Source organism: Agrobacterium sp. 22-214-1 (assembly GCF_053522465.1).
In genome coordinates, this window is record NZ_JBNWCK010000001.1 from 1,247,296 (window position 1) to 1,269,416 (window position 22,121).

23 protein-coding genes are annotated in these 22,121 nt (G+C 61.0%); 9 read left to right on the forward strand and 14 right to left on the reverse strand.

The genetic code is table 11. From position 1 onward, the window contains the following. Positions 1-196 precede the first annotated feature (196 nt). On the forward strand, positions 197-949 hold the full coding sequence (locus ACQZ5G_RS06355) for a TlyA family RNA methyltransferase (RefSeq protein WP_448737387.1): 753 nt from the start codon (positions 197-199) through the stop codon (positions 947-949). Beyond that, entirely contained in the window at positions 946-2,196 is a 1,251-nt protein-coding gene (locus tag ACQZ5G_RS06360) for a class I SAM-dependent RNA methyltransferase (protein WP_448737386.1), read from the forward strand. Before ACQZ5G_RS06355 ends, ACQZ5G_RS06360 begins: the two co-directional genes overlap by 4 nt. On the opposite strand, the gene ACQZ5G_RS06365 is transcribed toward ACQZ5G_RS06360, so the two are convergent. From ACQZ5G_RS06365 to ACQZ5G_RS06375, 3 genes are all read right to left on the reverse strand, one after another. Further along, the gene (locus ACQZ5G_RS06365; RefSeq protein ID WP_448733990.1) at positions 2,197-2,520 is read right to left on the reverse strand and encodes a hypothetical protein; all 324 of its coding nucleotides are present in this window, start codon (positions 2,518-2,520) and stop codon (positions 2,197-2,199) included. Positions 2,521-2,609: 89 nt separating this feature from the next. Beyond that, a complete protein-coding gene (locus tag ACQZ5G_RS06370; protein ID WP_448737385.1) occupies positions 2,610-3,368 on the reverse strand; it encodes a crotonase/enoyl-CoA hydratase family protein in 759 nt (252 codons plus the stop codon). A gap of 10 nt (positions 3,369-3,378) precedes the next feature. Then, complete coding sequence (locus tag ACQZ5G_RS06375; protein WP_448737384.1) at positions 3,379-5,163, reverse strand: acyl-CoA dehydrogenase; 1,785 nt, start codon at positions 5,161-5,163, stop codon at positions 3,379-3,381. Between the two features lie 220 nt (positions 5,164-5,383). Between ACQZ5G_RS06375 and ACQZ5G_RS06380 the strand changes: the two genes are divergently transcribed. Then, positions 5,384-6,379 carry a transporter gene (locus ACQZ5G_RS06380; RefSeq protein WP_448737383.1) on the forward strand — a complete coding sequence of 332 codons (996 nt, stop codon included), beginning with the start codon at positions 5,384-5,386 and terminating at the stop codon, positions 6,377-6,379. Between the two features lie 55 nt (positions 6,380-6,434). Here ACQZ5G_RS06380 and ACQZ5G_RS06385 read toward each other — a convergent pair whose 3' ends face one another. The 4 genes from ACQZ5G_RS06385 to ACQZ5G_RS06400 all read right to left on the reverse strand — a co-directional run bounded on the left by ACQZ5G_RS06385 (position 6,435) and on the right by ACQZ5G_RS06400 (position 10,158). Then, positions 6,435-6,950, reverse strand: coding sequence for a BA14K family protein (locus ACQZ5G_RS06385; protein ID WP_003521062.1), 516 nt, complete (start codon positions 6,948-6,950; stop codon positions 6,435-6,437). A 222-nt stretch (positions 6,951-7,172) separates the two neighbouring features. After that, a complete protein-coding gene (locus ACQZ5G_RS06390; RefSeq protein WP_448737382.1) occupies positions 7,173-7,637 on the reverse strand; it encodes a BA14K family protein in 465 nt (154 codons plus the stop codon). Between the two features lie 186 nt (positions 7,638-7,823). Beyond that, positions 7,824-8,906, reverse strand: a complete 1,083-nt coding sequence (locus ACQZ5G_RS06395) for an FAD-binding oxidoreductase (RefSeq protein WP_035237666.1) — start codon at positions 8,904-8,906, stop codon at positions 7,824-7,826. A gap of 7 nt (positions 8,907-8,913) precedes the next feature. Continuing rightward, positions 8,914-10,158 carry an aromatic ring-hydroxylating oxygenase subunit alpha gene (locus tag ACQZ5G_RS06400; protein WP_003521059.1) on the reverse strand — a complete coding sequence of 415 codons (1,245 nt, stop codon included), beginning with the start codon at positions 10,156-10,158 and terminating at the stop codon, positions 8,914-8,916. 332 nt (positions 10,159-10,490) lie between these two features. On the opposite strand from ACQZ5G_RS06400, the gene ACQZ5G_RS06405 reads away from it, so the two are divergent. Genes ACQZ5G_RS06405 through ACQZ5G_RS06415 form a run of 3 tightly spaced genes read left to right on the forward strand, consistent with a single transcriptional unit; the run spans position 10,491 to position 13,613 of the window. Further along, the gene (locus tag ACQZ5G_RS06405) at positions 10,491-11,099 is read left to right on the forward strand and encodes a DUF6656 family protein (RefSeq protein WP_003521058.1); all 609 of its coding nucleotides are present in this window, start codon (positions 10,491-10,493) and stop codon (positions 11,097-11,099) included. A gap of 53 nt (positions 11,100-11,152) precedes the next feature. Further along, positions 11,153-12,130 (forward strand): L-threonylcarbamoyladenylate synthase, encoded by a 978-nt coding sequence (locus ACQZ5G_RS06410; protein WP_003521056.1) that lies wholly within the window; start codon positions 11,153-11,155, stop codon positions 12,128-12,130. A gap of 49 nt (positions 12,131-12,179) precedes the next feature. Then, positions 12,180-13,613 carry an FAD-binding oxidoreductase gene (locus ACQZ5G_RS06415; RefSeq protein ID WP_003521055.1) on the forward strand — a complete coding sequence of 478 codons (1,434 nt, stop codon included), beginning with the start codon at positions 12,180-12,182 and terminating at the stop codon, positions 13,611-13,613. A 13-nt stretch (positions 13,614-13,626) separates the two neighbouring features. Here ACQZ5G_RS06415 and ACQZ5G_RS06420 read toward each other — a convergent pair whose 3' ends face one another. Continuing rightward, on the reverse strand, positions 13,627-14,145 hold the full coding sequence (locus tag ACQZ5G_RS06420; protein WP_003521054.1) for a glycosyltransferase family protein: 519 nt from the start codon (positions 14,143-14,145) through the stop codon (positions 13,627-13,629). A gap of 289 nt (positions 14,146-14,434) precedes the next feature. On the opposite strand from ACQZ5G_RS06420, the gene ACQZ5G_RS06425 reads away from it, so the two are divergent. The 3 genes from ACQZ5G_RS06425 (at position 14,435) to ACQZ5G_RS06435 (ending at position 17,915) form a co-directional block, all read left to right on the forward strand. After that, entirely contained in the window at positions 14,435-15,592 is a 1,158-nt protein-coding gene (locus ACQZ5G_RS06425; protein ID WP_448737381.1) for a PA0069 family radical SAM protein, read from the forward strand. Positions 15,593-15,928: 336 nt separating this feature from the next. Continuing rightward, entirely contained in the window at positions 15,929-16,582 is a 654-nt protein-coding gene (locus ACQZ5G_RS06430) for a ribonuclease HII (protein ID WP_031233992.1), read from the forward strand. An 82-nt stretch (positions 16,583-16,664) separates the two neighbouring features. Beyond that, on the forward strand, positions 16,665-17,915 hold the full coding sequence (locus ACQZ5G_RS06435) for a peptidase S41 (RefSeq protein WP_448737380.1): 1,251 nt from the start codon (positions 16,665-16,667) through the stop codon (positions 17,913-17,915). Between the two features lie 17 nt (positions 17,916-17,932). Here ACQZ5G_RS06435 and ACQZ5G_RS06440 read toward each other — a convergent pair whose 3' ends face one another. From ACQZ5G_RS06440 to ACQZ5G_RS06465, 6 genes are all read right to left on the reverse strand, one after another. Beyond that, positions 17,933-18,418 (reverse strand): F0F1 ATP synthase subunit B, encoded by a 486-nt coding sequence (locus tag ACQZ5G_RS06440; RefSeq protein WP_003521047.1) that lies wholly within the window; start codon positions 18,416-18,418, stop codon positions 17,933-17,935. 1 nt (position 18,419) lies between these two features. Next, positions 18,420-19,061 carry a F0F1 ATP synthase subunit B gene (locus tag ACQZ5G_RS06445; RefSeq protein WP_003521046.1) on the reverse strand — a complete coding sequence of 214 codons (642 nt, stop codon included), beginning with the start codon at positions 19,059-19,061 and terminating at the stop codon, positions 18,420-18,422. 79 nt (positions 19,062-19,140) lie between these two features. Beyond that, a complete protein-coding gene (locus ACQZ5G_RS06450; protein WP_003494147.1) occupies positions 19,141-19,368 on the reverse strand; it encodes a F0F1 ATP synthase subunit C in 228 nt (75 codons plus the stop codon). A 72-nt stretch (positions 19,369-19,440) separates the two neighbouring features. Beyond that, positions 19,441-20,190, reverse strand: a complete 750-nt coding sequence (locus ACQZ5G_RS06455) for a F0F1 ATP synthase subunit A (protein ID WP_003521045.1) — start codon at positions 20,188-20,190, stop codon at positions 19,441-19,443. 60 nt (positions 20,191-20,250) lie between these two features. Beyond that, entirely contained in the window at positions 20,251-20,616 is a 366-nt protein-coding gene (locus tag ACQZ5G_RS06460) for an AtpZ/AtpI family protein (protein ID WP_003521044.1), read from the reverse strand. 270 nt (positions 20,617-20,886) lie between these two features. Then, complete coding sequence (locus ACQZ5G_RS06465; RefSeq protein ID WP_035237663.1) at positions 20,887-22,050, reverse strand: cell wall hydrolase; 1,164 nt, start codon at positions 22,048-22,050, stop codon at positions 20,887-20,889. Between the last annotated feature and the right edge of the window lie 71 nt (positions 22,051-22,121).

A 22,121-nucleotide genomic window follows, 5' to 3' on the forward strand; every position in this document is an offset into this window, starting at 1 on the left:
GAGGAGATGCCGTCATGGCAGGTTCCGGTGGCCGCACGGGCCTTGTGCACAAAGTGCAATACAAGCCTTTATATTGGATTAATCGAACATTCTGACTTTGCGGTGCAACATCAATGGGCGGCAGCGGGCACCGCCGGCCCCTTTCAGCGATAAATCGCTTGCATCGGCGGGGTTTGGCGGTCATTGACACGGGACCATGTCCAAAACATCTGAAAATGAACGGCTTGACCAGCTTCTCGTGTCGCTCGGCCACTTCGCCAGCCGCTCGCGTGCGCGCGACGCGGTTGCGCGCGGCACCGTGAGCGTCAACGGTAAAATCGTCACCAAACCGAGCCAGACCGTCGCTGGCGATGCCGAAATCGCCATCAGCGATCCAGCGCAGGCCTATGTCTCGCGCGCAGCGCTGAAGCTCGTGGCCGCGCTCGATCATTTCCGGCTCGATCCGAAGGGCCATGACTGTCTCGATGTCGGCGCTTCGACCGGCGGCTTTACCGAGGTGCTGCTGGAGCGCGGCGCAAAACACGTCACCGCCATCGATGTCGGCCACGGGCAGATGCATGCCAGAATCGAGAACGATCCGCGCGTGACCAATCTGGAAGGGCTGAATGCACGCTTCCTGACGACGGAGGATATCGATGACCGGCCCATCGGCTTCATCGTCTCCGACGTGTCCTTCATTTCGCTGAAGCTCGCGCTTGCGCCGGCACTCGAGCTTGCGGAAGCCGGTGCGCTGGCAGTTCTGCTGGTGAAGCCGCAATTCGAGGCGGGGCGCGACGCCATCAGCAAGGCCGGGCTGTTGAAAGAACCGGAAACGGCGCCTGCCGTGGCTGCCGAACTGGAACGCTGGCTGACCGAGGACATGGGCTGGAAAAGCCTCGGCCTCATTCCCTCGCCGATTTCCGGCGGCGACGGCAATATCGAATTTCTTCTCGGAGGCGAAAAGCCATGAGCACACAGACCGTCACCATCAAGAGCCTCGGCGCGCAGGGCGACGGCATCGCGCACTGTCCCGACGGCCCGGTCTATGTGCCCTTCGCGCTGCCCGGCGAAACGGTCGCGATTGCGAAGGTGAAGGATCACGGCACCGTCATGTCGATAACGGAAGCCTCGGCGGAGCGCCGTGAACCGGCCTGCCGCCATTTCGGCCCCGATGGCAAAAACGGCACCTGCGGCGGCTGTTCGCTGCAGCATCTTTCCGATCAACCTTACCATGCCTACAAGCGGGAGCTGGTGGTTTCGGCGCTGAAATCGAAAGGCCTGACGCCGCCGGTGGACGATCTCGTCATCTGTCGCCCCGGCGAGCGCCGCCGCGCGGTGTTCGCCGCCCGCAAGACGGAAAAGGGCCTGCTGCTCGGTTTCAGCCAGGCGAACAGCCATCACATCGTCGCTATCGAGGAATGTCCCGTCACCTCGCCCGGCATCGTCTCGCGGCTGGATGCCATCCGCGCCATCGGGCTTTCCATGGTGGCGAATGCCGAACCGTTCCGCATCACCGTTCTCGAAACGCTCTCGGGTCTCGATATTTCGGTCGAGGGCATCAAGTCGGTCAGCGACAAGCAGCGGCGCGCACTCACGGAAACGGTGCTCGCCATGCGCGGCATTGCCCGTGTTTCGCTCTCAGGTGAAATCCTGATCGAACCGCAAAAGCCGATCATCGAATTCGGCGGCGTTGCGGTTTCCCCGCCAGCCGGCAGTTTCACGCAGGCGACGAAACAGGCGGAAGACGCCATGGCCGAGCTGGTGCTTGCCCATATCGGCAAATCCAAGCGCATTGCCGATCTCTTCTGCGGTTCCGGCACCTTCGCGCTGAGGCTCGCACGCATCGGCAAGGTGCATGCGGTGGAAGCGGAAGACAAGCCGCTGAAGGCGCTGGACTTCGCCGCTCGCAACACGCAGGGCCTGAAACCGGTGAGCGTCGAGAAACGCGATCTCTTCCGCCGGCCGCTGATGACAAGCGAACTGAAAAATTACGATGCTGTCGTGTTCGATCCGCCGCGCGCCGGTGCGGAATTCCAGTGCAAGGAACTGGCCCGCAGCACGGTGAAGAAGATCGTTGCGGTGAGCTGCAATCCGCTGACGCTTGCGCGCGATCTTACCATCCTCATGGAAGGCGGCTATCGCATCACCCGCGTCACGCCGGTCGACCAGTTCCTCTGGTCGCCGCATGTGGAAGCGGTGGCGACGCTGGAGAAATAATCACCAGGCCGTATCGACCGTGCCGTTACCGACCACGCCCGAGCAGCGGCAGGCGCCGCCCACACGGCCGCGTTCCAGCGGGCAGACATAGGGCCGACGGCGATTGGCGCTCTCCGGCGGGGTGATGACGCAGACGAAACGGGCGCGGCGCTGGCGGTCGCGGTTGCGGCCGGAATAATAATCCGAGCCATCGTCTTCGGTAATGACGGATTGCGCCAGAATGACATTGCCGGCGGAAGCCGCCGGAGGGCGCGTTATCGCCGCCGCTTCGGTGACGGTGGCGGCGCAGAGGAAGACGGACAGGGCGAAAACGACGTGACGCATGCGGGTGGCTTTCGGGCGATGACGTTGCATTATTTAACCCAACCCATATTGCCCGGTTGCTTAACCGCAAGGACTTCCTGCCGGAACGCTTAACGGCGCATGAATGCCTCGAAGGCAGCGCGCGCTTCGGCGCTTTGCAGCTGCGCGATGAAATGACGGCCTTCCTCTTCGATGCGGGCGAGAAGATCGTCTGGGTTGCCGCGAACCAGATCGCGGGCGATCTTCAGCGCCTGCTGCGGTTTGGCCGCAAGCCGGGTGGCAAGCGCCAGCGTTTCGCTCTCCACATGCTCGGGGGTGACCACTTTCCAGATCATTCCGGCCTGCAATGCCTGCTCGGCGGAAAAACCCTCGCCCATGGCAAGCAGCGCAAAGGCGCGCTGGTGTCCCATGAGTTTCGGCACGAGCAGGCTGGAGGCCGCTTCCGGCACCAGAGCGAGATCCACGAATGGGGTCTTGAACAGGCTGCGGCTGGAGGCGACCGTCAGGTCGCAATGCAGGTTCAGCGTCGTGCCGATGCCGATGGCGAGCCCGTCGACGCCGGATACCATCGGCTTTTCGAAGGCGACGAGCGCTTTCAGAAGCTCAAGCGCGGCAAGCTTACCCTTTCCGCCCGACATGGCGAAGGCGAGGAAATCGGCCATGTCGTTACCGGCGGAGAAGCAGCCTTCCGTGCCGAGAAAGGCGACGACGCGAATCTCCGGGTCCGCATTGGCGGCGTGGAGGGCGTCTGCCATGCGCAGATACATGGCATCGGTGATGGCGTTTTTCTTGTCCGGCCGGTTGAAGCGGATGGTCAAGACTTCCGGCGCATGGCCGACGCGCTCGACGAGAATGTGTTCGTCAGACATCTGAGCCTCCTCAAGCCAATACGGTACGGGCGGCGGCAAGGCTTGCCGCGCCGGCGATAACGCGATCCTTCAGCGCCGCCGTTTCCGCCAGCAGATTTTCCGCTGCGAAACGGCAAAGGGCTGCGCGGTGCCCGCTCCTGCCATCATCGACGGCGGCCAATGCGCCCTTGGCGAGATAGGCGCCGGTGAGCGCCAGGCCGAAGAGGCGCTGATAGGGCGTCGCGCCGGCGAGCGCGGTTTCGGTTTCGCCTGCCTTGATGCGATCCAGCAGCCAGTCGGTCGCCGTTTCCAGATCGGCGAGGCTGGCTTCGAGATAACGGCCGGTCTCGCCGAGATCGTCGCGGTTCGACGCGGCTGTGCGGGCGGCGATTTCACGCAGTTCGGCGATGAAACCGCGCACCTGCGCGCCTTCGGAGAGCGGCAGCTTGCGCAGCACCAGATCAATGGCCTGAATGCCGTTGGTGCCTTCATAGATCGGCGCGATGCGGGCATCGCGCAGATAACGCGCCGCGCCGGTTTCCTCGATGAAGCCCATACCGCCATGCACCTGAATGCCCATGGAGGCGACATCGACGCCGGCATCGGTGGAGAAGGATTTGGCGATGGGTGTCAAAAGGGCAGCGCGCTCCTGCCAGTGAGCGCGCTGCCGGGCGTCTTCGCTCGCATGCGCCATGTCGATGGCGTGCGCGCAGCTGAAGGAAATCGCCCGCGATCCTTGCGTCAGCGCCTTCATCGTCAAAAGCGTTCTGGCGATATCCGGGTGTTCGATAATCGGGCTCATGCCGGAGCCCTGCCAGCCGGGCGCCTTGCCCTGCGTGCGCTCCCTGGCATATTCGATGGCCTTCTGGGTCGCGGCTTCGCAGATCGCCACGCCCTGCATGCCAACGGCAAGGCGGGCGTTGTTCATCATGGTGAACATGCAGGCGAGACCCTTGTTCTCCTCGCCGACCAGCCAGCCGAGCGCGCCCTTCCCTTCCCCGAATTTGCCGTCACCGAAGATCATCGTGCAGGTGGGCGAGCCGTGAATGCCGAGCTTGTGTTCGAGCGAATGGCAGAAGAGGTCGTTGCGGCTGCCCGGCGCACCGTTGTCATCGGGCAGGAATTTCGGGACGAGGAACAGTGAGATGCCGCGCGTGCCGGCCGGCGCATCCGGCAGGCGGGCGAGAACGAGGTGGATGATATTGTCCGCCGCATCGTGTTCGCCCCAGGTGATGAAAATCTTCTGGCCGAAAATGCGGTAGGTACCGTCGCCATTGCGCTCCGCCCGGGTCTTCAGGACGCCGAGATCCGAACCCGCATGCGGCTCGGTGAGGTTCATCGTGCCGGTCCATTCGCCGGAGACGAGTTTCGGCAGATAGGTGCGCTTAAGGTCATCGCTGCCGTGGGCGACAAGGGCTTCCACCGCGCCCATGGTCAGTGTCGGGGCCAGCGCAAAGGCCATGGAGCCGGAATTCCACATTTCGAGTGCGGCGACATTCAGCATATGCGGCAGGTTCTGGCCGCCGAATTCTTCCGGCGCCGTCAGGCTGTTCCAGCCCGCTTCCGCCCAGCGGCGGTAAAGATCGGCCCAGCCATCCGGTGTCGTCACCTTGCCGTCGGCAAGCTTTGCGCCCTGGCGGTCGCCGATCTCAGCGAGCGGCGCGACCTCGGCGGTGGCGAAACGGCCGGCTTCGTGCAAAATGGCATCGACCAGATCTTCCCCAAGGTCTCCCAGCGCACCCGTCGACAGCGCGTCTTCAAGACCCGCTACATGTTTGAGTGTAAAGGCGATATCGTCCACCGGCGCGCTATACATGCTGCCTCCTCCCGAAGCTCTGGCATCTTGCTACTGCCTTCGGGCTAAATGATTTTTACGTAAACGTCAATTTGAAAATTCCCGTCATTTCGGCGGGATTGTTATAAAAGTGTCATATGAATTTGCTCAGCATGCGCTGAAAGGCGCCTCGCCGCCGCCGCTCCCACACCGGAACGACGGACGCCTCCCTCCTCCCATCCAGCCGGTCAGGACTGCCACGATGGATCTCGTAACGCCCGTTATTCCCGGCCTTGTCTGGGCCTATCAATTTCATCCCGGCACAGCCCCCTGCCGGCGGCTCGCGCCCGATGCCGGCTTTCACGAAATGGCCGGGTGCGAAGGGTTCTTCTGGCTGCATCTCAACCTCGCCGATCAGCGTGTGGCGGGTTTTCTCGAGACCGTCGACGGTCTCGATCCGGCGGCGCGGGCAAGCCTCACCACCCATGAGACACATCCCTCCATCGTGGTCGATGAAAAATCGCTTTACGGCACGCTTGTCGATTTCCAGCGGGAATTCGACAAGGAGACACGTGATTTCGGATGGCTGCATTTTGCGGTGAGCGACCGTTTCATCATCACCACCCGCCTGCAGCCGCTGCATTCGGTTGACCGGCTGAAAGCGGCGGTCGACAAGAATTCCAACCGTTACCTGACGCCATCACATGTGTTCGAGGGGCTGGTGGCGGAATTCCAGCGCTCGCTCATCAATCTGGTGATGGAGACGACGGAAGAACTGAACGCCATCGAGGATATGGTCTATGACAGCGAGAACCGTGACGAGCGGCGGCGTCTTGCCCCGCTGCGCCGCACGGTGGTTCGCCTGCACCGGCATCTGCGCACCGTGCTGACCCTGATGCGGCGGGCTTCGGCCGCCGATGATGACGAGATGCCAGATGGTTTCGAGGATGTCGCCTCACGCCTGATGGGCCGTCTGGAGGCTGTCGACCACGACGTCTACGCTCTGCAGGAGCGGGCAAGGCTGCTGCACGAGGAAATCGATTCAAAACTCTCATCGGAAACCAACCGGCACCTTTATATTCTGTCGCTGATGACGGCATTCCTGCTGCCGCCCTCGCTGGTCACCGGTTTCTTCGGCATGAATACGGATGAGCTGCCGTTTACCGTCGGCACGGGCGGCACGCTGTCGGCCAGCATCTTCATCGTGATTTCGGTTGCGCTCGCCTGGTTCGTGCTGAAGCGCGCGCGGATCTTGTGACAGCAAAAAGCCGCCCGGTGGCGACCGGACGGCTCTCTCGATTGAAGCGGCTCTATCAGCCGTAGGGCGAATAGCAGGGCTGGCGCGGGCCGTGATACGGCTGGAACGTGTTGCTATAGGCATCGTAGGAACGATAGCGGCCATAGCACCAGTTCACATGCGCGCGGCTCATGCCGCCACGATAGACCGGGCGATATTCGCGATAGACCGGGCGCGGACGATATTCCGGTACCGGGCGGTAGACTTCACGCGGCTGCGAGAGTGCGCCGCCGATGATCGCGCCCGTCGCAAAGGCTGCGAGCGGGAACCAGTAACCGTCATGGTGACGATAGCCCGGGCGGTAATCGCGATAACCACGGTGGCCGCGATACCAGCCGCGACGATCGCCCCAGCCGTCGCGATCACGCCAATATTGCACGTTCACGATATTCTTGCTGGCATCGTTGCCTGCGGTCTCAACGCTCTTCGGCGTGATCGGCAAAGGCATTGCTGCTTCCGCCGGAACAATCGCTCCCGCAACCACAATCGCAGAAAGACCGACAGCCAGGATATTCTTCATATAGCTTCTCATCTGACTTCCTCCATTCACGACGGTCAACAGGCCGTTCTCCGTGAATAATAACACTTTTTTATTCTCATTCGGCCAGTTTTTCGGTCTGGCTGGAACATTGCAGGTTGCAGGCTAGGCGTTTTCGCCTGAACCCAGGATTAACGATCCCATCACGCTTCGTTTACCCGATCCGGCAGCGGCAAAACAAAAGCCCGGATCAAATCCGGGCTTTCGAAAGTCCTGTCAGCGGCTGTAAGGCGATACGCAGATGCGGCGCGGACCGCTGTTCGGCTGATAGGTGTTGTCGTAAGCCCGGTAGGACCGCCAGCGGTTCTGACACCAGGAAACATGGCTGCCGCCATAGGTCGGACGCGGCTGTTGCATGGCACCGCCGATGATCGCGCCGGCCGCGAAGGCAGCGAGCGGGAACCAGTAACCATTGTGATAACGGTAACCCGGACGACGATCGCGATAGCCGCGGTGACCGTTATAATAGCCGTCGCGCGGCGGGCGCGGGCGATACATGCGGTCGCCATGCCTGCGGTCGTATCGGCGGTCCCATTCACGGTACTGCACCGGCACGACATTATCGGTCGAAACCGCCGGCTTGGGCATCGGCACAGGGGCCTGGAACGCCTGCGACGGCGTAAAGCTGGTGAGGAACACGATCATCGCCGTGGCGACACTCGTTGTCCGGAAATTCATCATGATCTTCCTCCGTTTGCTTCAGCGCGTTGGACCCGCGCCTTTTTATCCACTCGCTCTTGTCGGAGATATGGGACAGCCCCGTTTCATGCCCGAAAAGAATTCGATGACGTGCAAACGAGTTTAGAGAAATTTGGTTCCAAGACAACCATCCGGTGAAAGACGCATGAAATGAAACGCCTGCTCGTGTCAGGCTTCCACCTTTACATCGGTCAACGGGCGTGAGCAGCAGGCGAGAATATAGCCTTCCTCGATTTCCTCATCGAGAATGCCGCCATTGTGGTTCATCTCCACCTCGCCGGAAAGCTTCAGCACCCGGCAGGTGCCGCAAATCCCCGATTCGCAGGCCGCCCCGATACGGACCCCGGCGGCGCGCGCCGTCATCAGAACCGTCTGGCCGGGCTGGCAGGGCATTTCTTTGCCGGAAAGGGTGAAACCCACCATCGACAGCGCCTCGCCATCCGCCCCGGTGAGGACAGTTTCACCAACGGTGACCGGCGCGGCCGGCGCGAAGCTTTCCTGATGATAGCGGCTCATGTCGAAGCCGGAGGCATCGAGCATCGAGCGGACGGCGGCCATGAACGGCTCCGGCCCGCAGCAGAAGACGGTGCGCTCCATGAAATCATGCGCGAGCAGCGCGATCTTGGCCTTGTCGACCATGCCCTTCAGCCCGGACCACAGATCGGTGCGGCCGCATTTCTCGACAATGAAGCCGAGAGACAGGTTCGGCATGAAGCGGGCGAGATATTCCAGCTCGTGACGGAAGACGATATCGCCGGGGGTACGCGAACAATTGATGAAGGCAATATCGCTCTGCGGGGCGCGGTCGCTCATGTCGCGCACCATCGACATCATCGGCGTGACGCCGGAGCCTGCCGAGATGAACAGATATTTGTCGCCGGGATGCTTGACGTAGGAAAAGTCGCCGAGCGGCCCGAGCGCCCGGATTTTCATGCCGGGTTTCAGATTGTCGAACATCCAGCGCGTGCCGATGCTGTTGGCCTGCGCCTTGACCGTGACCGACAGCGCATAGGGCCGCGACGGGCTGGAGGACAATGTGTAGGTGCGGTAAAGCGGCTCCTTGCCCACCGGCAATTCCAGCGTGACGAACTGCCCCGGCAGATAACGGAACCAGTTCTGATCCTCCGAGCGGAACAGGAACGTCATCACATCGGGCGTCTCGGGCGTCACCGAGATGCACTCCAGAAGCTGGAGCTTGTCGCTCCATGGCTTCATCTCGTCAATATGCTTATAGGTCACAACCATATTCATCTTCGCATCACGCTACAGCCGAAAGCCGGGCCTTATCGCCGGAGAGCCGGTCGACCATGAAATCGGAGTACCAGTTGACGAACTGCATCACGCCGCCCTCGTCCTCCATGGAATAGGGGCCCGGCTCATAGGCCGGGGAACGAATGCCGAAGGCATTTTCCTCGACGATGCGGCGGTCCTGGTCGTTGGTCTCGTTCCAGACGTGAGTGAGGTCTTCGAGATCGTAGTCCACGCCTTCGACGGCATCCTTGTGCACCAGCCATTTGGTGGTGACCATTGTTTCCGTGGCGCTGAGCGGCAGCACCCGGAAGGAAATGGTGTGATCGCCGAGGAAGTGGTTCCAGGTCGTGGGATAATGGAACAGGAGCAGCGCGCCGATATGGCTGATGCTGACGTCGTCTGACAGCGGCCGGCGCACGGCGCGCTTACCGGACATGGTGTAGCTTTCCGCCTCGCCGATCAACGGCATGCGGGCGACGCGGAACTGGCCCTTGGGGTCGATCTTGAAACGGCTCGGCAGGCCGGCGGCCTCGCAGCGCGCCCAGTGGCCGCCGATCTCGGGATCGCTCGCACCGCCGTCCGTTCCCGTCACGCTCGGGTTTTCGGGATAGGTGCGGCAGAGTTCCGGATGGTTGGCGGCGCAATGGTAGCACTCGCGGTTATTTTCCCAGACGAGCTTCCAGTTGCCCTTTTCGATGATCGTGCTCTCATGCGCGACCTTCGCTTCCCAGATGCGGTGCGGCGCCATGTAGCTCTCGACTTCCCTGCGCATGGGCTCGAAATCGGCCGGCTGATCGGCAAGGCAGATGAAGACGTAACCGGCGACGGTTTCGCAGGCGACCGGCTTCAGGCCGAAATCGCCCTTGTCGAACTCTTCTCCCATATGGCGCGCAAACAGCAGCTTGCCGTCGAGATCGTAGGTCCACTGGTGATAGGGACAGACGAGGCGGGCCGACTGGCCCTTCTGCGTGGTGCAGACGCGCGAGCCGCGATGGCGGCAGGAATTGTGGAAGGCGCGGATCTGCCCGTCGCGACCGCGAACGATGACCACGGAATAGGCCCCGACCTGCACGGTGAAATAGCTGCCGGATTTCTGCACTTCGCAATCATGGCCGACAAACAGCCAGTCGCGATACCAGATCGTTTCCATATCCAGCTTGAAATAATCCGGGTCCGTGTAGAAGGGCTGTTCCAGGCTGAAGCCTTCGCGGCGGTTTTTCAGCTGGCGCAATACGGTATCACGCAATTCCATGGCCAAATCCTCGATCAAACCGCCCTGCCCGACACCATTTGCGGGGTTGCGGAAGCATGTCCTCATCTAAACACCGGCGCTCATTTGCGGCAGCACAAACAGCGACATTACCTTCCGCATTGGCGACAAATTGCGACATGCTCAATTCGCCCTCTCAGCCCATTCCGCTGGGAAATCCGACAGCTATTCAATGACGGAAATGACGTCGCAATATGACGCATGATGGCGCGCGTCCTGCTCCCCACCCATTAAAAAACGGGGGGTGCGGCGCAACGGAGTATTAACGCGCCCTAAATTATCTTGCCGGATCGACAGCAACGAGGGTGTTCCCGGTGGAGAAGGCGACACGCATACGCTATTTCGATGCGAGCAGGCATTCGGTCACACCGATACGCTCGAAGACCGCGCATTCCGATTTCCTGCGGACAGGGCGCATCAGCCGTTATGAAGAGCGATGGCTGCCGAAAGAACGCGTCTATTACAGCCATGACGACGTCGCTGCGCTGACCGGGCGAAAGCTGGAAGCTGCCGCCGATGCCACCCACAGCCGTCTGAACGGCTTTCACCAGTCCATCCGTTTTCCGAAGATGGTCTTCCACCATCTGCTCAATGACCGGCCGCATCTCGGCTATTGTCACGTCACGGCGGCGAAAACCAGCTTCGATGCCGAGCGCCATGTGCTCTGGTCCTTCTATTTCGCGAATTTCTTCGCCGAGCTGAGCGGGGCCGAAAACTTTTTCGAAAATATCGATGCGCGCTATTCGCGGATGTATTTCGCCGTCGCCATCAACGCGCTTCCCGATCAGGAACTCGCCGTCGATACCTCCGTCCATCGCGGCGGCCTGCTGTTCCAGACCCACGATCCGCGGGTGGCGCTGAAAAACGTGCTCATGCTCGGCGCGCGGTCCGAGGAGATGCGCAGGATCATCAAGGCGATATAAAACTTTCCATAAGCCTCTGAAATACGCTATTGACCGCCCTGAAAGGCAGCATCATGGCGCGTCATATCGATATAGACAAAGAGCGGGAAACGGCCCTGCAGGCATCCGTGGCGGAGCTTGCCGCCGGCCAGCCCATCGCCCTGCCGACGGAAACCGTCTACGGCCTTGCCGCCGACGCCACCAATCCGGCGGCGATTACCCGCATTTACGAGACAAAAGGCCGGCCGCAGTTCAACCCCCTGATCTGCCACATGGCCGATATCGCCATGGCCGAACGTTACGCCGTCTTCGACCCCATATCGCTGAAGCTCGCCGAGGCCTTCTGGCCCGGCCCGCTGACGCTGGTGCTGCCGCTGAAACCGGCGAGCGACATTCATTCGCTGGCGACGGCCGGTCTCGATACGGTCGGCATTCGTGTGCCGCAGGGTTTTGCCGGCGATCTTATCCGACGGTTCGACAGGCCGCTCGCCGCCCCCAGCGCCAATAGTTCCGGCAAGATCAGCCCGACAAGTGCCTCCCATGTGGAGGCGGATCTCGGCCAGAAGATCAATCTCATTCTCGATGGCGGGGCGGCCGCTGTCGGCGTCGAATCCACCATCGTCAAGGTGGAAGAGGATGGCCGGGTGCGGCTGCTTCGTCCCGGCGGCATCGTCACCGCGGACATAGAGCGCATTGCCGGCAAACGGCTCGAACGGCCAAAAAAAGCCGCCGCCGCCATTGAAGCGCCGGGAATGCTGGCCTCGCATTACGCGCCGGGTGCGGCCGTGCGCCTTCACGCCACATCGGTTCTGCCGGGCGAAGCGCTGATCCGCTTCGGCGGCATCGCCATTGCCGGCGAAGAGACGGCACGCACCGTGCTCGATCTCAGCCCTTCCGGCGATCTTTCCGAGGCCGCCGCCAATCTGTTCGATTATCTGAAAGCCGCCGATGCAAGCGGCGCAGACATGATCGCCATTACCGCCATTCCCACCCATGGTCTTGGAGAGGCGATCAACGACCGCCTTTCCCGCGCCGCCGCGCCGCGAGGCTGACGGCCCCCAATCTTTCGCCCATGTTTCAAAAGACAGCGAGACGCCGCCCATGACGACCACCGCCATCCCCTCCTCCGACATCCTCGACCGCTTTACCGCCATTGTCGGCGAAAAGAACGCGGTCCGCGACCCGGCGGAAATGGCGCCGCGCCTCGTGGAAAATCGCGGGCTTTATCGCGGCGCCTCGCCGCTGCTCATCAAGCCCGCTTCGGTTGAAGAGGTTGCCGCCATCCTGAAGCTCGCCAGCGAAACCGGCACCGCCATCGTGCCTCAGACCGGCAATACCGGCCTCGTAGGCGGACAGACACCGCGTGCCGAAGGAGCGGACATCATCCTGTCGCTGGAGCGCATGAACCGCGTTCGCGATATCGATCCGGTCGCCAACATCATCGTCGCCGATGCCGGCTGCATTCTCGACGACATCCACAAGGCTGCTGATTCCGTGGAGCGGATGTTCCCGCTGTCGCTCGGCTCTCAAGGGTCCTGCCGCATCGGCGGCAATCTCGCCACCAATGCCGGCGGCACGGCGGTGCTCGCCTATGGCAACATGCGCCAGCTCTGCCTTGGGCTCGAAGTGGTGCTGCCGACCGGCGAAATCTGGAACGGGCTGCGCCGGCTGAAAAAGGATAATACGGGTTACGATCTGCGCGATCTCTTCATCGGTTCCGAAGGCACGCTTGGCATCATCACCGGCGCGGTGCTGAAGCTCTTCCCGAAACCGCTCGGCCATCAGGTGGCCTTTGCGGGTCTCAGCTCCACCGAAGACGCGCTGAAGCTGTTCGAGATGGCTTCCAATCTCTGCGGCACGGCGCTGACCGGTTTCGAACTCATGCCGCGAATCGGCGTCGAATTCACCGCCCGGCATATTCCCGGCGTGCGCGATCCCCTGGAACAGCCGCATGACTGGTATGCGCTCATCGATATTTCCACCTCCGACTCGGCCGAAACGGCGGATAGCATGATGCAATCGCTGCTGGAGCGCGGTTTTGAGGCCGGGCTGGTTCAGGATGCGGTGATCGCCGCGTCCGAAGCGCAGCGGCAGGCGCTCTGGCACATGCGCGAAAGCATGTCGGAGGCCCAGAAACCCGAAGGCGGCTCCATCAAGCACGATGTTTCCGTTCCGGTGTCGAAAATACCGGAATTCATGGCAACGGCGGAAAAGGCGGTTCTTGCCACCATACCTGGCGCCCGCGTCTGCGCCTTCGGACATCTGGGCGACGGCAATATTCACTACAATATTTCCCAGCCGGTGGGTGCCGACAAGGCCGAATTCATTGGCCGCTGGCGGGACATGAACGAGATCGTGCATGGCATCGTGCTGTCGCTCGGCGGGTCCATTTCGGCCGAACACGGCATCGGGCAATTGAAGCGCGACGAACTGGCCGCCATCCGCCCCGGCATCGAGATGGAACTGATGCGGCGCATCAAGCACGCTTTCGACCCTGCCGGCATCATGAACCCCGGCAAGGTTCTGGCCGGGTAAAGCGGCCCCGAGGTTAGGCCGAGGCCCGCAGCGCCCAGGCAGGCACCATTTCCGCATTCAGCCGGCGCGGTTTCTGCGCGCCGACAAATTGCGTCAGGCTCATGCCCGATTTCGCAATCGACACCGCATGCTTCTTTGGCAGAAGATATCCGTGTTCCAATGGCGGAATACGCCGCAGCATGCGGCTGAAGACATTGCGCCGGTGATAGCGCGAGGGCGAGAAACGCGCCGGCTGCGCGCAGATCGCCACATATTCGAGAATCTCGTCGATCCAGCCCGCCTGCGGGCGCGCGCCCGGCTCGATCAGAAGCAGCCAGCCACCGCGTGCGGACTTCACCACGTCTTCGATGTCCCACTGCCCATAAAAACGGCAGCCGGCGGCATCGGCGACGCGCGACGATCCATCGCGCGAACCGTGATCGAGAATCACAACATCGCTTACAAGCCCTTCCACGGCCCCGGTTACAAGCGCAGACAATGTGTGCGCCAGTTCCGGCTCGTGATCCCGGCATTCCATTATGACTGTCAACATCTGCATAGCTCTAACGCATCGCACAATAAATTGCCACTATGCTCATCGCTGTAAAATCCTAGGCTGTCCATGCCACCGACCGCAAAGTCTGCGGACGTGGCCGTGCCTGTCGCGGCCACGCATCCATCTCTGGAGAACGAGCCGAATTCGCAATTTTGTTCTTGTATTGTTCTCATTCCTGATGTAGGAATTTAATCATTCGGAAGGCAGTAGAAAGCCTGTCCGGACGGAAACGGTTTAGGGCGTTGAGCGTGCCTTGAGAGGCGTGCGGCGTCCTGGGAGCATCCAGATGAGAAACCATACGCTTTCGGGGCAGGCTGCCTTCCAGCCGAGCCATATGCCGGATATTGCCAATGCGCTGGCCGATGCATCCGGCCTGCGCATCGAGATCGACCGTCGTCGCGGCCGTGGCGCCGGGCTGAACCCGGATGGGCGCTTCGAGACCCTGCAGCGCGAGGTTTTCGACGATGGCTGGCAGACTCTCGAGGACATGCCGGAATTCCGCACCGAGGTGCAGGTGGAAAAGCCGCGCAGCATCATCACCCGCAATGAATCGCCCGACATCCCCTTCGACCGCTCCATCAATCCCTATCGCGGCTGCGAACATGGCTGCATCTATTGTTTCGCCCGTCCCACGCACAGCTATATGGGGCTTTCGGCCGGGCTGGATTTCGAAGCCAAGCTCTTCGCCAAGCCGGATGCGGCGAAGTTGCTGGAACGGGAATTGGCGAAGCCGGGCTACAAGCCGCGGGTGATCGCCATCGGCACCAATACCGACACCTATCAGCCGATCGAGCGCGAATGGCGCATCATGCGGCAGATACTGGAAGTGCTGGCCAAGGCCGATCATCCCGTCGCCATCGTCACCAAATCGGCGCTGATCAAGCGGGATATCGACATTCTGGCGCCCATGGCCAAAAAGGGGCTCGCCAAGGTCGGTATTTCCGTCACCACGCTGGACCGGAAGCTCGCGCGCAACATGGAACCGCGCGCCGCCACGCCGGAGAAGCGACTGGAAGCCGTCAAGGCGCTGACCGAGGCCGGCATTCCCGTGGCCGTGATGATGGCGCCTGTCATCCCGGCGCTCAACGATCATGAGATCGAGCGTATTCTCGAGGCCGGCAAGGCCGCCGGCGCCACCGAAGCGTCTTATGTGCTTTTGCGCCTGCCGCTGGAGGTGAGCCCGTTGTTCCGCGACTGGCTGCTGCGCAACTATCCGGACCGCTACCGTCATGTCATGTCGCTGGTGCGCTCCATGCGCGACGGCAAGGATTACGACGCGGAATTCGGAAAACGCATGAAGGGCGCCGGCCCCTATGCCTGGCAGATCGGCAGGCGTTTCGAGATGGCGACAAAAAGGCTCGGCCTCATCCGCCGCGGCATCCACCTGCGCGACGATCTCTTCGTGCCGCCGGGCGGAGCCGGCGTGCAATTGTCGCTGCTTTGAAAAACCGACGCTGAAAACAACTCCGCCTGATCGAAGCACCATACGGAACGTGCGGCGATATCAGGCAGAATATGACAGGGAGCGGCGGCCTCTTTTTTAGACCGGCCACACTCCCACGACATGCCCGGCGGGTTTTCCCTGGCCCGCCGGACATCGCCCCCGGAACCGCCGCCTCGCGTGCGATCGTTTTTCCTCCGCCGCCCCGTTGGAGGATCAAAGGTCATGATGACCTTCGGGGCACGGTGAGCCACGCCCCTTGACCCCGGCTCACCGCGCCTGTCATCGCCCGCTTCCGGGGGCTTGCAGGAGATCGGGTGTGTGTGCCAGTTTCGCCGCATGAAACGCACGGCCACACCCGATTCTCCTGCTCTTTTTGATCTTGCCGATACCGGCCCGGATTTTTCCTTCGAACTGGAAGCGAAAAAGAAGGGCCTCTGGCCCGTGGCCGGCACGGATGAGGCAGGCCGGGGACCTCTGGCCGGACCGGTGGTTGCGGCAGCCGTCATTCTCGATCCGGACAATATTCCCAAGGGGATGGACGATTCCAAGAAACTGACGAAGCAGAAGCGGGAAAGCCTGTTCGTACAGATCATGGAAACCTCGATCGTATCCGTCGCCTCTTCCGGCCCCGGCCTGATCGACAGCATGAATATCCTGCGCGCCAGCCTCGACGCCATGCGCCGCGCCGTGCTCGGTCTCGAAATCTCCCCTGCCCTCGTGCTGGCCGACGGCCGCGACCGCCCGCCCGGCATCGCCTGCGAAGCCAAAGCCGTCATCAAGGGCGATTCCCGCTCCCTCTCCATCGCCGCCGCCTCGATCATCGCCAAGGTGACCCGCGACCGGATGATGGAACGCGCGGGTGTGGTGCACACATCCTATGGCTTTGAAGGCCATGCCGGTTACGGCACGCCGGCCCACCTGCGCGCCATCGAAAGCCACGGGCCTTGCCCGCTGCACCGGATGAGCTTCAGGCCGCTGAAGCGGGATTGATGACAAGTAATGGAGTTCCAACCAGAACCTCCGCTATCGACCCGATCTGGACATCGACGAGCAACTATGCGCACCGTAAATCATGTCCCTGACGCAAGACCTCGAGAAAATTCTGGAAACTGTCTTGCCAACCGATCCCAGCTTTCGGTGGATCGAACAAGCGACGATAGACAGCTGCATTTATGACACTCGACGATACGCTTTGGAGGGCTCCAAAGAGGCCTTTCTGTTTTCCGCGATGCGCCTGCTCGCACTTCCCGACAACGGACACACACGGCTGATCCCGAACGATTCCATCGCGGTGCTCCCGCTGAGGTTTGTGAGCGTCGGGACGGTGGTGCGATTAACTGACACGGCACTGGAAACAACTGCGCCAAGAGGAGAGCTGATAGCAGTCAACGGCACACCTTTGGGCCAAATTGAAGCCGCCGCAGAGAAATTTCTGGCGGGAACGCGCCAGAGGAAACGGGTCATCGGACCGATTCTTCTGGCATGGCCGTATGCATTGGCCCACCTCGGTTTTTCTTCAAAAGAGAATACGACTGAATATCGTGTGAAAGACGAGAATGGGCGGATAACCGATTTGAAAGTGGAGAACGGGCATACGGTTCCTGCATCGATGCTCTACCCGAGAAACGAGCATGGCAAGGCTGATCCGGCCTGGAAGCCCGAGAGATTTGTGGAAATTAAGGACTGGCAGGGGCTTGGGCTTTCAATATCATTGCCAAGTTTCTTCGATCCAGGCGAAACTGCGTTGCCGGAAGCCATCTCTGGTGCAGCGGAGCATGTAAGCACCTGCTCGAACAAAAAACTCTTGATTGACGTTCGCGGAAACACCGGTGGCGACTTCCTTCAAACGATGCCCTTGATCGACGCCATCTCTGAAAACGCAGGCAGGCAGGTTGCTGTGCTTGTCGACAAATTCACGTTTTCCGCAGCGATAGTGTTTGTGGCCATCCTCAAACATCGTTTGGGACGTAGGCTCAAACTCATCGGGGAAGAAATGGGCGACGGGTTGAGATTTTTTGCCGAGGGAGGGTTGCTCGATTTGCCGACTAGCGGAGCGGTCGTTCGATACTCATCGGCCTTTCACGACTGGGAGAACGGAACCAGCAACGAAACCACACCGGCTGAAATCGCGCAGCAAATGGTCCCGGCAGGAAAACTGAATTTGGATTGGGAATGGGTCGTAAGGTCTACTGCTGAGAATGCACAAGGCGCGTTCTACCAACAAGTTCTAAAGAGTCTGAACGTACAGGCGGCACCATATCCCGAACCAGCTTTTCCACCTCAAACAAAAAACCCCTCACGGCTTTCGCCGGAGGGGCTTTGAACAGTCCGAGATAAATCTCAGTTCAGCTTCGACTTCACTTCGCCGATCGTGGCGGTGAAAAGCTTGGCCTTTGCGGCGGCGGTGGTCTTTTCGGCAATGAGCTTCTCGGAAGCGGCAATGGCGATATCCACGGCGGCGGCGCGGACGGCGCCGATGGCGTCGTCTTCGGCCTGCTTGATCTTCTGTTCCGAAAGGGCCGTGCGGCGGGCGACGAATTCTTCCGTCTTCTGCTTGGCTTCTTCCGTCAGGGCTGCGGCCTCGCGCTCGGCGGCGGCAACGATACCTGCGGCTTCTGCTTCGGCTTCCTTACGCTTGCGCTGATATTCGGCCAGCAGATGCTGGGCCTCTTCGCGCAGACGCTTGGCTTCGGCCAGCTCGTCCTGAATGTTCCGGGCGCGCTCGTCCAGAGACTTGGCGAGCATGCCGGGAACCTTGAGATAGGCAACCAGAACGAAGAAGAGGACGAGACCGACGAGAGCAAAAAATGATGCATCAAATGCCATATCAGGCTCCCTTCACGTTCGAAGCGGCGGCAATCGCTGCCTTGACGTCCGTGTCCTTGACCCTGGCGCCGACCAGCTGGTCGACGATGGCGGTCGCGGTTTCTTCGGCGATTGCGCCGACGTCGGCGAATGCCTGTTCCTTGATGCCCGCAATGCGCTTTTCGGCGGCGGCGAGCTTTTCGGCAAGACCGGCCTCGATAGCGGCGCGGTCGGCATCGGCCTTCGCCTTTGCGGCGTCACGGGCCGCAGCGCCGATGGAGCCTGCCTTGGCGCGGGCTGCCGCGAGTTCTTTTTCATAGGTTTCGACGGCAGCGTCGGCTTCGCTTTTCAGCCGTGCCGCTTCATCGAGATCCTGTGCGATGCGTCCGTGACGGTTTTCGAGAATGCCGCCGACGCGCGGAACGATGACCTTCTGCATGAGCAGGTAGAAAAGGCCGAACGTGATCGCCAGCCAGAGAACCTGCGATGCATAAGTAGACTGGTCGAACGGCGGGAATACGCCGGAAGCGCCGTGTTCGGCGCCGTGCGCCACACCGGTTTCCGTGTGCGTGGCTTCCGGTTGCGGCTGGCCGACAGCCGGAGTTTCCGTATGCGTTTCACCTACGGTCGGTGCTGACTGGGCATAAGCCTCGGTCACGAACATGCTCACCTCCAGGGGTACTGCAAATGCGAAGGATCACGGCACGCCATTTGCGGGCCGTGATCCAGACCTGATGCCGATATTAAACAGCGAACAGGAGAAGGAGAGCAACGAGCAGCGAGAAGATGCCCAGAGCTTCCGTAACGGCGAAGCCGAATACCAGACGGCCGAACTGGCTGTCGGCAGCAGAGGGGTTGCGCAGTGCGCCGGACAGGTAATCACCGAAGATACGGCCGAGTGCGAGGGACGTACCAGCCATGCCGAGGCATGCGAGACCTGCGCCGATGTACTTTGCTGCTTCCGCTTCCATGTGAGACTCCTTGAGATATTGGTTGTTGCGGCTGTTTTTGACGCCCGTTGCCGGGGCCAGCGACTTTACTTCTCAGTGACCACCATGCACGGCGTCGTTCAGGTACATGCAAGTCAGTACCGCGAAGACATAAGCCTGCAGGAAGGCAACGAGAAATTCGAGAGCGGTCATGGCGACCGTCATGATGAGAGGCAGGACAGCGCCGCCGACACCGAGCGCGCCGAGCGCGCTCATGGAGGCGACGAAGCCTGCGAAAACCTTGAGCGTGATGTGGCCGGCCAGCATGTTCGCAAAAAGACGAACCGAAAGGCTGATCGGGCGCGACAGGAACGAGATCATTTCAATCGACGCCACAAGCGGCAAAAGCGCCTTGGGCACGCCCGAGGGGGCGAAGATGCCGAAGAAATGCAGGCCATGCTTCCAGAAACCGTAAACCAGGACCGTGCCGATGACGAGGCAGGCGAGCGCGAAGGTGACGATGATCTGGCTGGTGACCGTGAAGAAATACGGGAACATGCCGAGAAGGTTGGCCGTCAGCACGAACATGAACAGCGAGAAGACGAATGGGAAGAACACCATGCCCTTCTTGCCAGCGCCTTCGCGCAGCATGGAGGCGATGAATTCATAGGACATTTCAGCGACGGACTGCATGCGGGTCGGGATCAGACCGCGGTTCGACGTTGCGAAATAAAGGAAACCGGAAGCCGCAGCCACGGTCGCGACCATGAAGAGCGACGCATTGGTGAAGGAAAAATCGACGCCGCCAATTTCGATCGGAATGATCGGCTGCACCAAGAACTGATGGGTCGGATCGTTTGCCACCGGCTGCCCTCTTTACCTGTCGCCGCCTGTCGCGGCATCTCAACTGCAAGAAAAAACAGCTTAAACGCCGCCTTTTCCACCCTCGTCTCGCCTGTCCGCCTTTTCCAGCAGCGGCGGCTTGGCCACCGCGCCCGTCGAGCGCAACACATTCAATACGCCTGCGCAGAAACCGAGAAGAAGAAGAACGATCATCCCCCACGGTGTCGTGCCGACAAAATAGTCCAGAAGATAACCCAGCATAGCGCCGACCACGATGGCCGAAATGAACTCCGATGAGAGCTTAACCGCCATCGCAAAACCTTTCCGGTTTTCCGCAGCGTTGGTCTCCGCCCTCACTTCCGCCTCATCCTCCGCCTTCACCTTTGCCAACTCGTCGGCAAGGCGCTTGCGGCGCTCGTCCAGACTATCGTCACGGTTGCCAGTCATCTTAAAATCCCACCCATTTTCTCCGTTCCAGCCATGCCAGAACCCTTTGGAGTTGTAAACGGTGACGGATTAAGCCTGTTCCAGCCCGCTCTGAAGTCGCGCGCAACATAGTTTTAGGGGCTTCTCTAGTCAAGGCATCGCGAGCGGTTGTTTTTACACAAATTAATCATGCAAAAACAATAGCTTGATATCAAATCGCGGTTTGGCGGCGATGTTTCCCCAGGGAATCGGCATTTTTGACACGCAAAATGCGACAAATTGGCGGTGGTATCAGCTCCAGCCGCCACCATAGGTACGGTAAAACACGTGCAATCCGATTCTGCCGACCTTCTTCATGGACTTGCCCCAGGCGGGACGCACGTAAACGGCGTGATAATGGGTGGCCGAACCCACTTCGTTCAACCAGATTTTGCCGGCGGTGGTGGCCATCGCCACCTCGCGCGCCATTTTCCAGTGGCGCTCGGAATTCACGCGGTCCTTGATATTGTCGCAGGCGAAGGAAAATTGGCAGCGGTTGCGCCAGTCCTTGTTCTGGTAAACCACGCCGCAGATGGTTTTCGGATAGGAGGGGTTGCGCACGCGGTTAAGGATGACCTGTGCGACCGCCGCCTGTCCCTTCACCGATTCTCCGCGCGCTTCGAAGTAAATCCCGGATGCCAGGCATTGCTGCTCGGCCGCGGAAAACACCTCGGCCGGCAGCGGGGTTGCGGCCCATGCGTGGTCATCGGCGCCGATCTGCGGCACGAAACGGCCCGCGTCCGGCTTTTTGAGAATGGCGTCAAACGGCGACTCGCGGGCGAAATCCGGGGCGGCGGGTGCGTAAGCCGTCGCAAGAATGTCAGGTGTACGGTTGGTGACGAGCTCCGCCAGCATCGGCGAGACGCTCTTGTCGATCTTCTTTTCGTCGCGGCGGAAATAGAAGGAGGCGAGCTCGACATCCTTGCTGCGTTTCGACTTGACGAAAGCGGTGCGGTCCTTGCGCTTCAGCGGCTCGATATCCAGCATGCTGGTGCGTTGCAGGACGGAACCGGCGGTGAAGGCCTTGGGCGGCTGCATGATTTCGGTGGCGACGATGCGGCCCTTCTTGGCGGCGCGGTTGACGCGCTCGCTGTCAGGCGTCGTTGCCTCACCCTTCTTGTTGGTGACGAAGGCCACCTTGTTGCCATTGGGCAGGATCATGCCGCCGCCATGCAATGCGGCCTCCCCTGCGGCGTCATTAAAAGTCAGCGAGGCATTGTGAACGGAGCCGGCCGGAGAGGCCGTCAGCACCATGCGCCATTGCTCACCGCCATTATCCAGACCGGCCAGCAGCGAAGCGAGATCCGCGCGCGCGGCGAGGGAGGGAAAAACGAGCCAGGCGGCAAGGCCGAAGACGACGGGCGAGGTCCATTTTGACGCCCAACCCTGAAAGGACACGGGGGACCGACGACGCATTACTCTTTTCGAACGCAAAACCAGCACTCCGAACACCGACAACCATATTTGCTACAGGTGTTCGAGAATCT

Bases quoted from the DNA above. Each gene is read 5' to 3' on its own strand.
- ACQZ5G_RS06355 (WP_448737387.1), top strand. From the start codon at position 197: ATGTCCAAAACATCTGAAAATGAACGGCTTGACCAGCTTCTCGTGTCG.
- ACQZ5G_RS06360 (WP_448737386.1), top strand. From the start codon at position 946: ATGAGCACACAGACCGTCACCATCAAGAGCCTCGGCGCGCAGGGCGAC.
- ACQZ5G_RS06365 (WP_448733990.1), bottom strand. From the start codon at position 2,520: ATGCGTCACGTCGTTTTCGCCCTGTCCGTCTTCCTCTGCGCCGCCACC.
- ACQZ5G_RS06370 (WP_448737385.1), bottom strand. From the start codon at position 3,368: ATGTCTGACGAACACATTCTCGTCGAGCGCGTCGGCCATGCGCCGGAA.
- ACQZ5G_RS06375 (WP_448737384.1), bottom strand. From the start codon at position 5,163: ATGTATAGCGCGCCGGTGGACGATATCGCCTTTACACTCAAACATGTA.
- ACQZ5G_RS06380 (WP_448737383.1), top strand. From the start codon at position 5,384: ATGGATCTCGTAACGCCCGTTATTCCCGGCCTTGTCTGGGCCTATCAA.
- ACQZ5G_RS06385 (WP_003521062.1), bottom strand. From the start codon at position 6,950: ATGAGAAGCTATATGAAGAATATCCTGGCTGTCGGTCTTTCTGCGATT.
- ACQZ5G_RS06390 (WP_448737382.1), bottom strand. From the start codon at position 7,637: ATGATGAATTTCCGGACAACGAGTGTCGCCACGGCGATGATCGTGTTC.
- ACQZ5G_RS06395 (WP_035237666.1), bottom strand. From the start codon at position 8,906: ATGAATATGGTTGTGACCTATAAGCATATTGACGAGATGAAGCCATGG.
- ACQZ5G_RS06400 (WP_003521059.1), bottom strand. From the start codon at position 10,158: ATGGAATTGCGTGATACCGTATTGCGCCAGCTGAAAAACCGCCGCGAA.
- ACQZ5G_RS06410 (WP_003521056.1), top strand. From the start codon at position 11,153: ATGGCGCGTCATATCGATATAGACAAAGAGCGGGAAACGGCCCTGCAG.
- ACQZ5G_RS06415 (WP_003521055.1), top strand. From the start codon at position 12,180: ATGACGACCACCGCCATCCCCTCCTCCGACATCCTCGACCGCTTTACC.
- ACQZ5G_RS06420 (WP_003521054.1), bottom strand. From the start codon at position 14,145: ATGTTGACAGTCATAATGGAATGCCGGGATCACGAGCCGGAACTGGCG.
- ACQZ5G_RS06425 (WP_448737381.1), top strand. From the start codon at position 14,435: ATGAGAAACCATACGCTTTCGGGGCAGGCTGCCTTCCAGCCGAGCCAT.
- ACQZ5G_RS06430 (WP_031233992.1), top strand. From the start codon at position 15,929: ATGAAACGCACGGCCACACCCGATTCTCCTGCTCTTTTTGATCTTGCC.
- ACQZ5G_RS06435 (WP_448737380.1), top strand. From the start codon at position 16,665: ATGTCCCTGACGCAAGACCTCGAGAAAATTCTGGAAACTGTCTTGCCA.
- ACQZ5G_RS06440 (WP_003521047.1), bottom strand. From the start codon at position 18,418: ATGGCATTTGATGCATCATTTTTTGCTCTCGTCGGTCTCGTCCTCTTC.
- ACQZ5G_RS06445 (WP_003521046.1), bottom strand. From the start codon at position 19,061: ATGTTCGTGACCGAGGCTTATGCCCAGTCAGCACCGACCGTAGGTGAA.
- ACQZ5G_RS06450 (WP_003494147.1), bottom strand. From the start codon at position 19,368: ATGGAAGCGGAAGCAGCAAAGTACATCGGCGCAGGTCTCGCATGCCTC.
- ACQZ5G_RS06460 (WP_003521044.1), bottom strand. From the start codon at position 20,616: ATGACTGGCAACCGTGACGATAGTCTGGACGAGCGCCGCAAGCGCCTT.
- ACQZ5G_RS06465 (WP_035237663.1), bottom strand. From the start codon at position 22,050: ATGCGTCGTCGGTCCCCCGTGTCCTTTCAGGGTTGGGCGTCAAAATGG.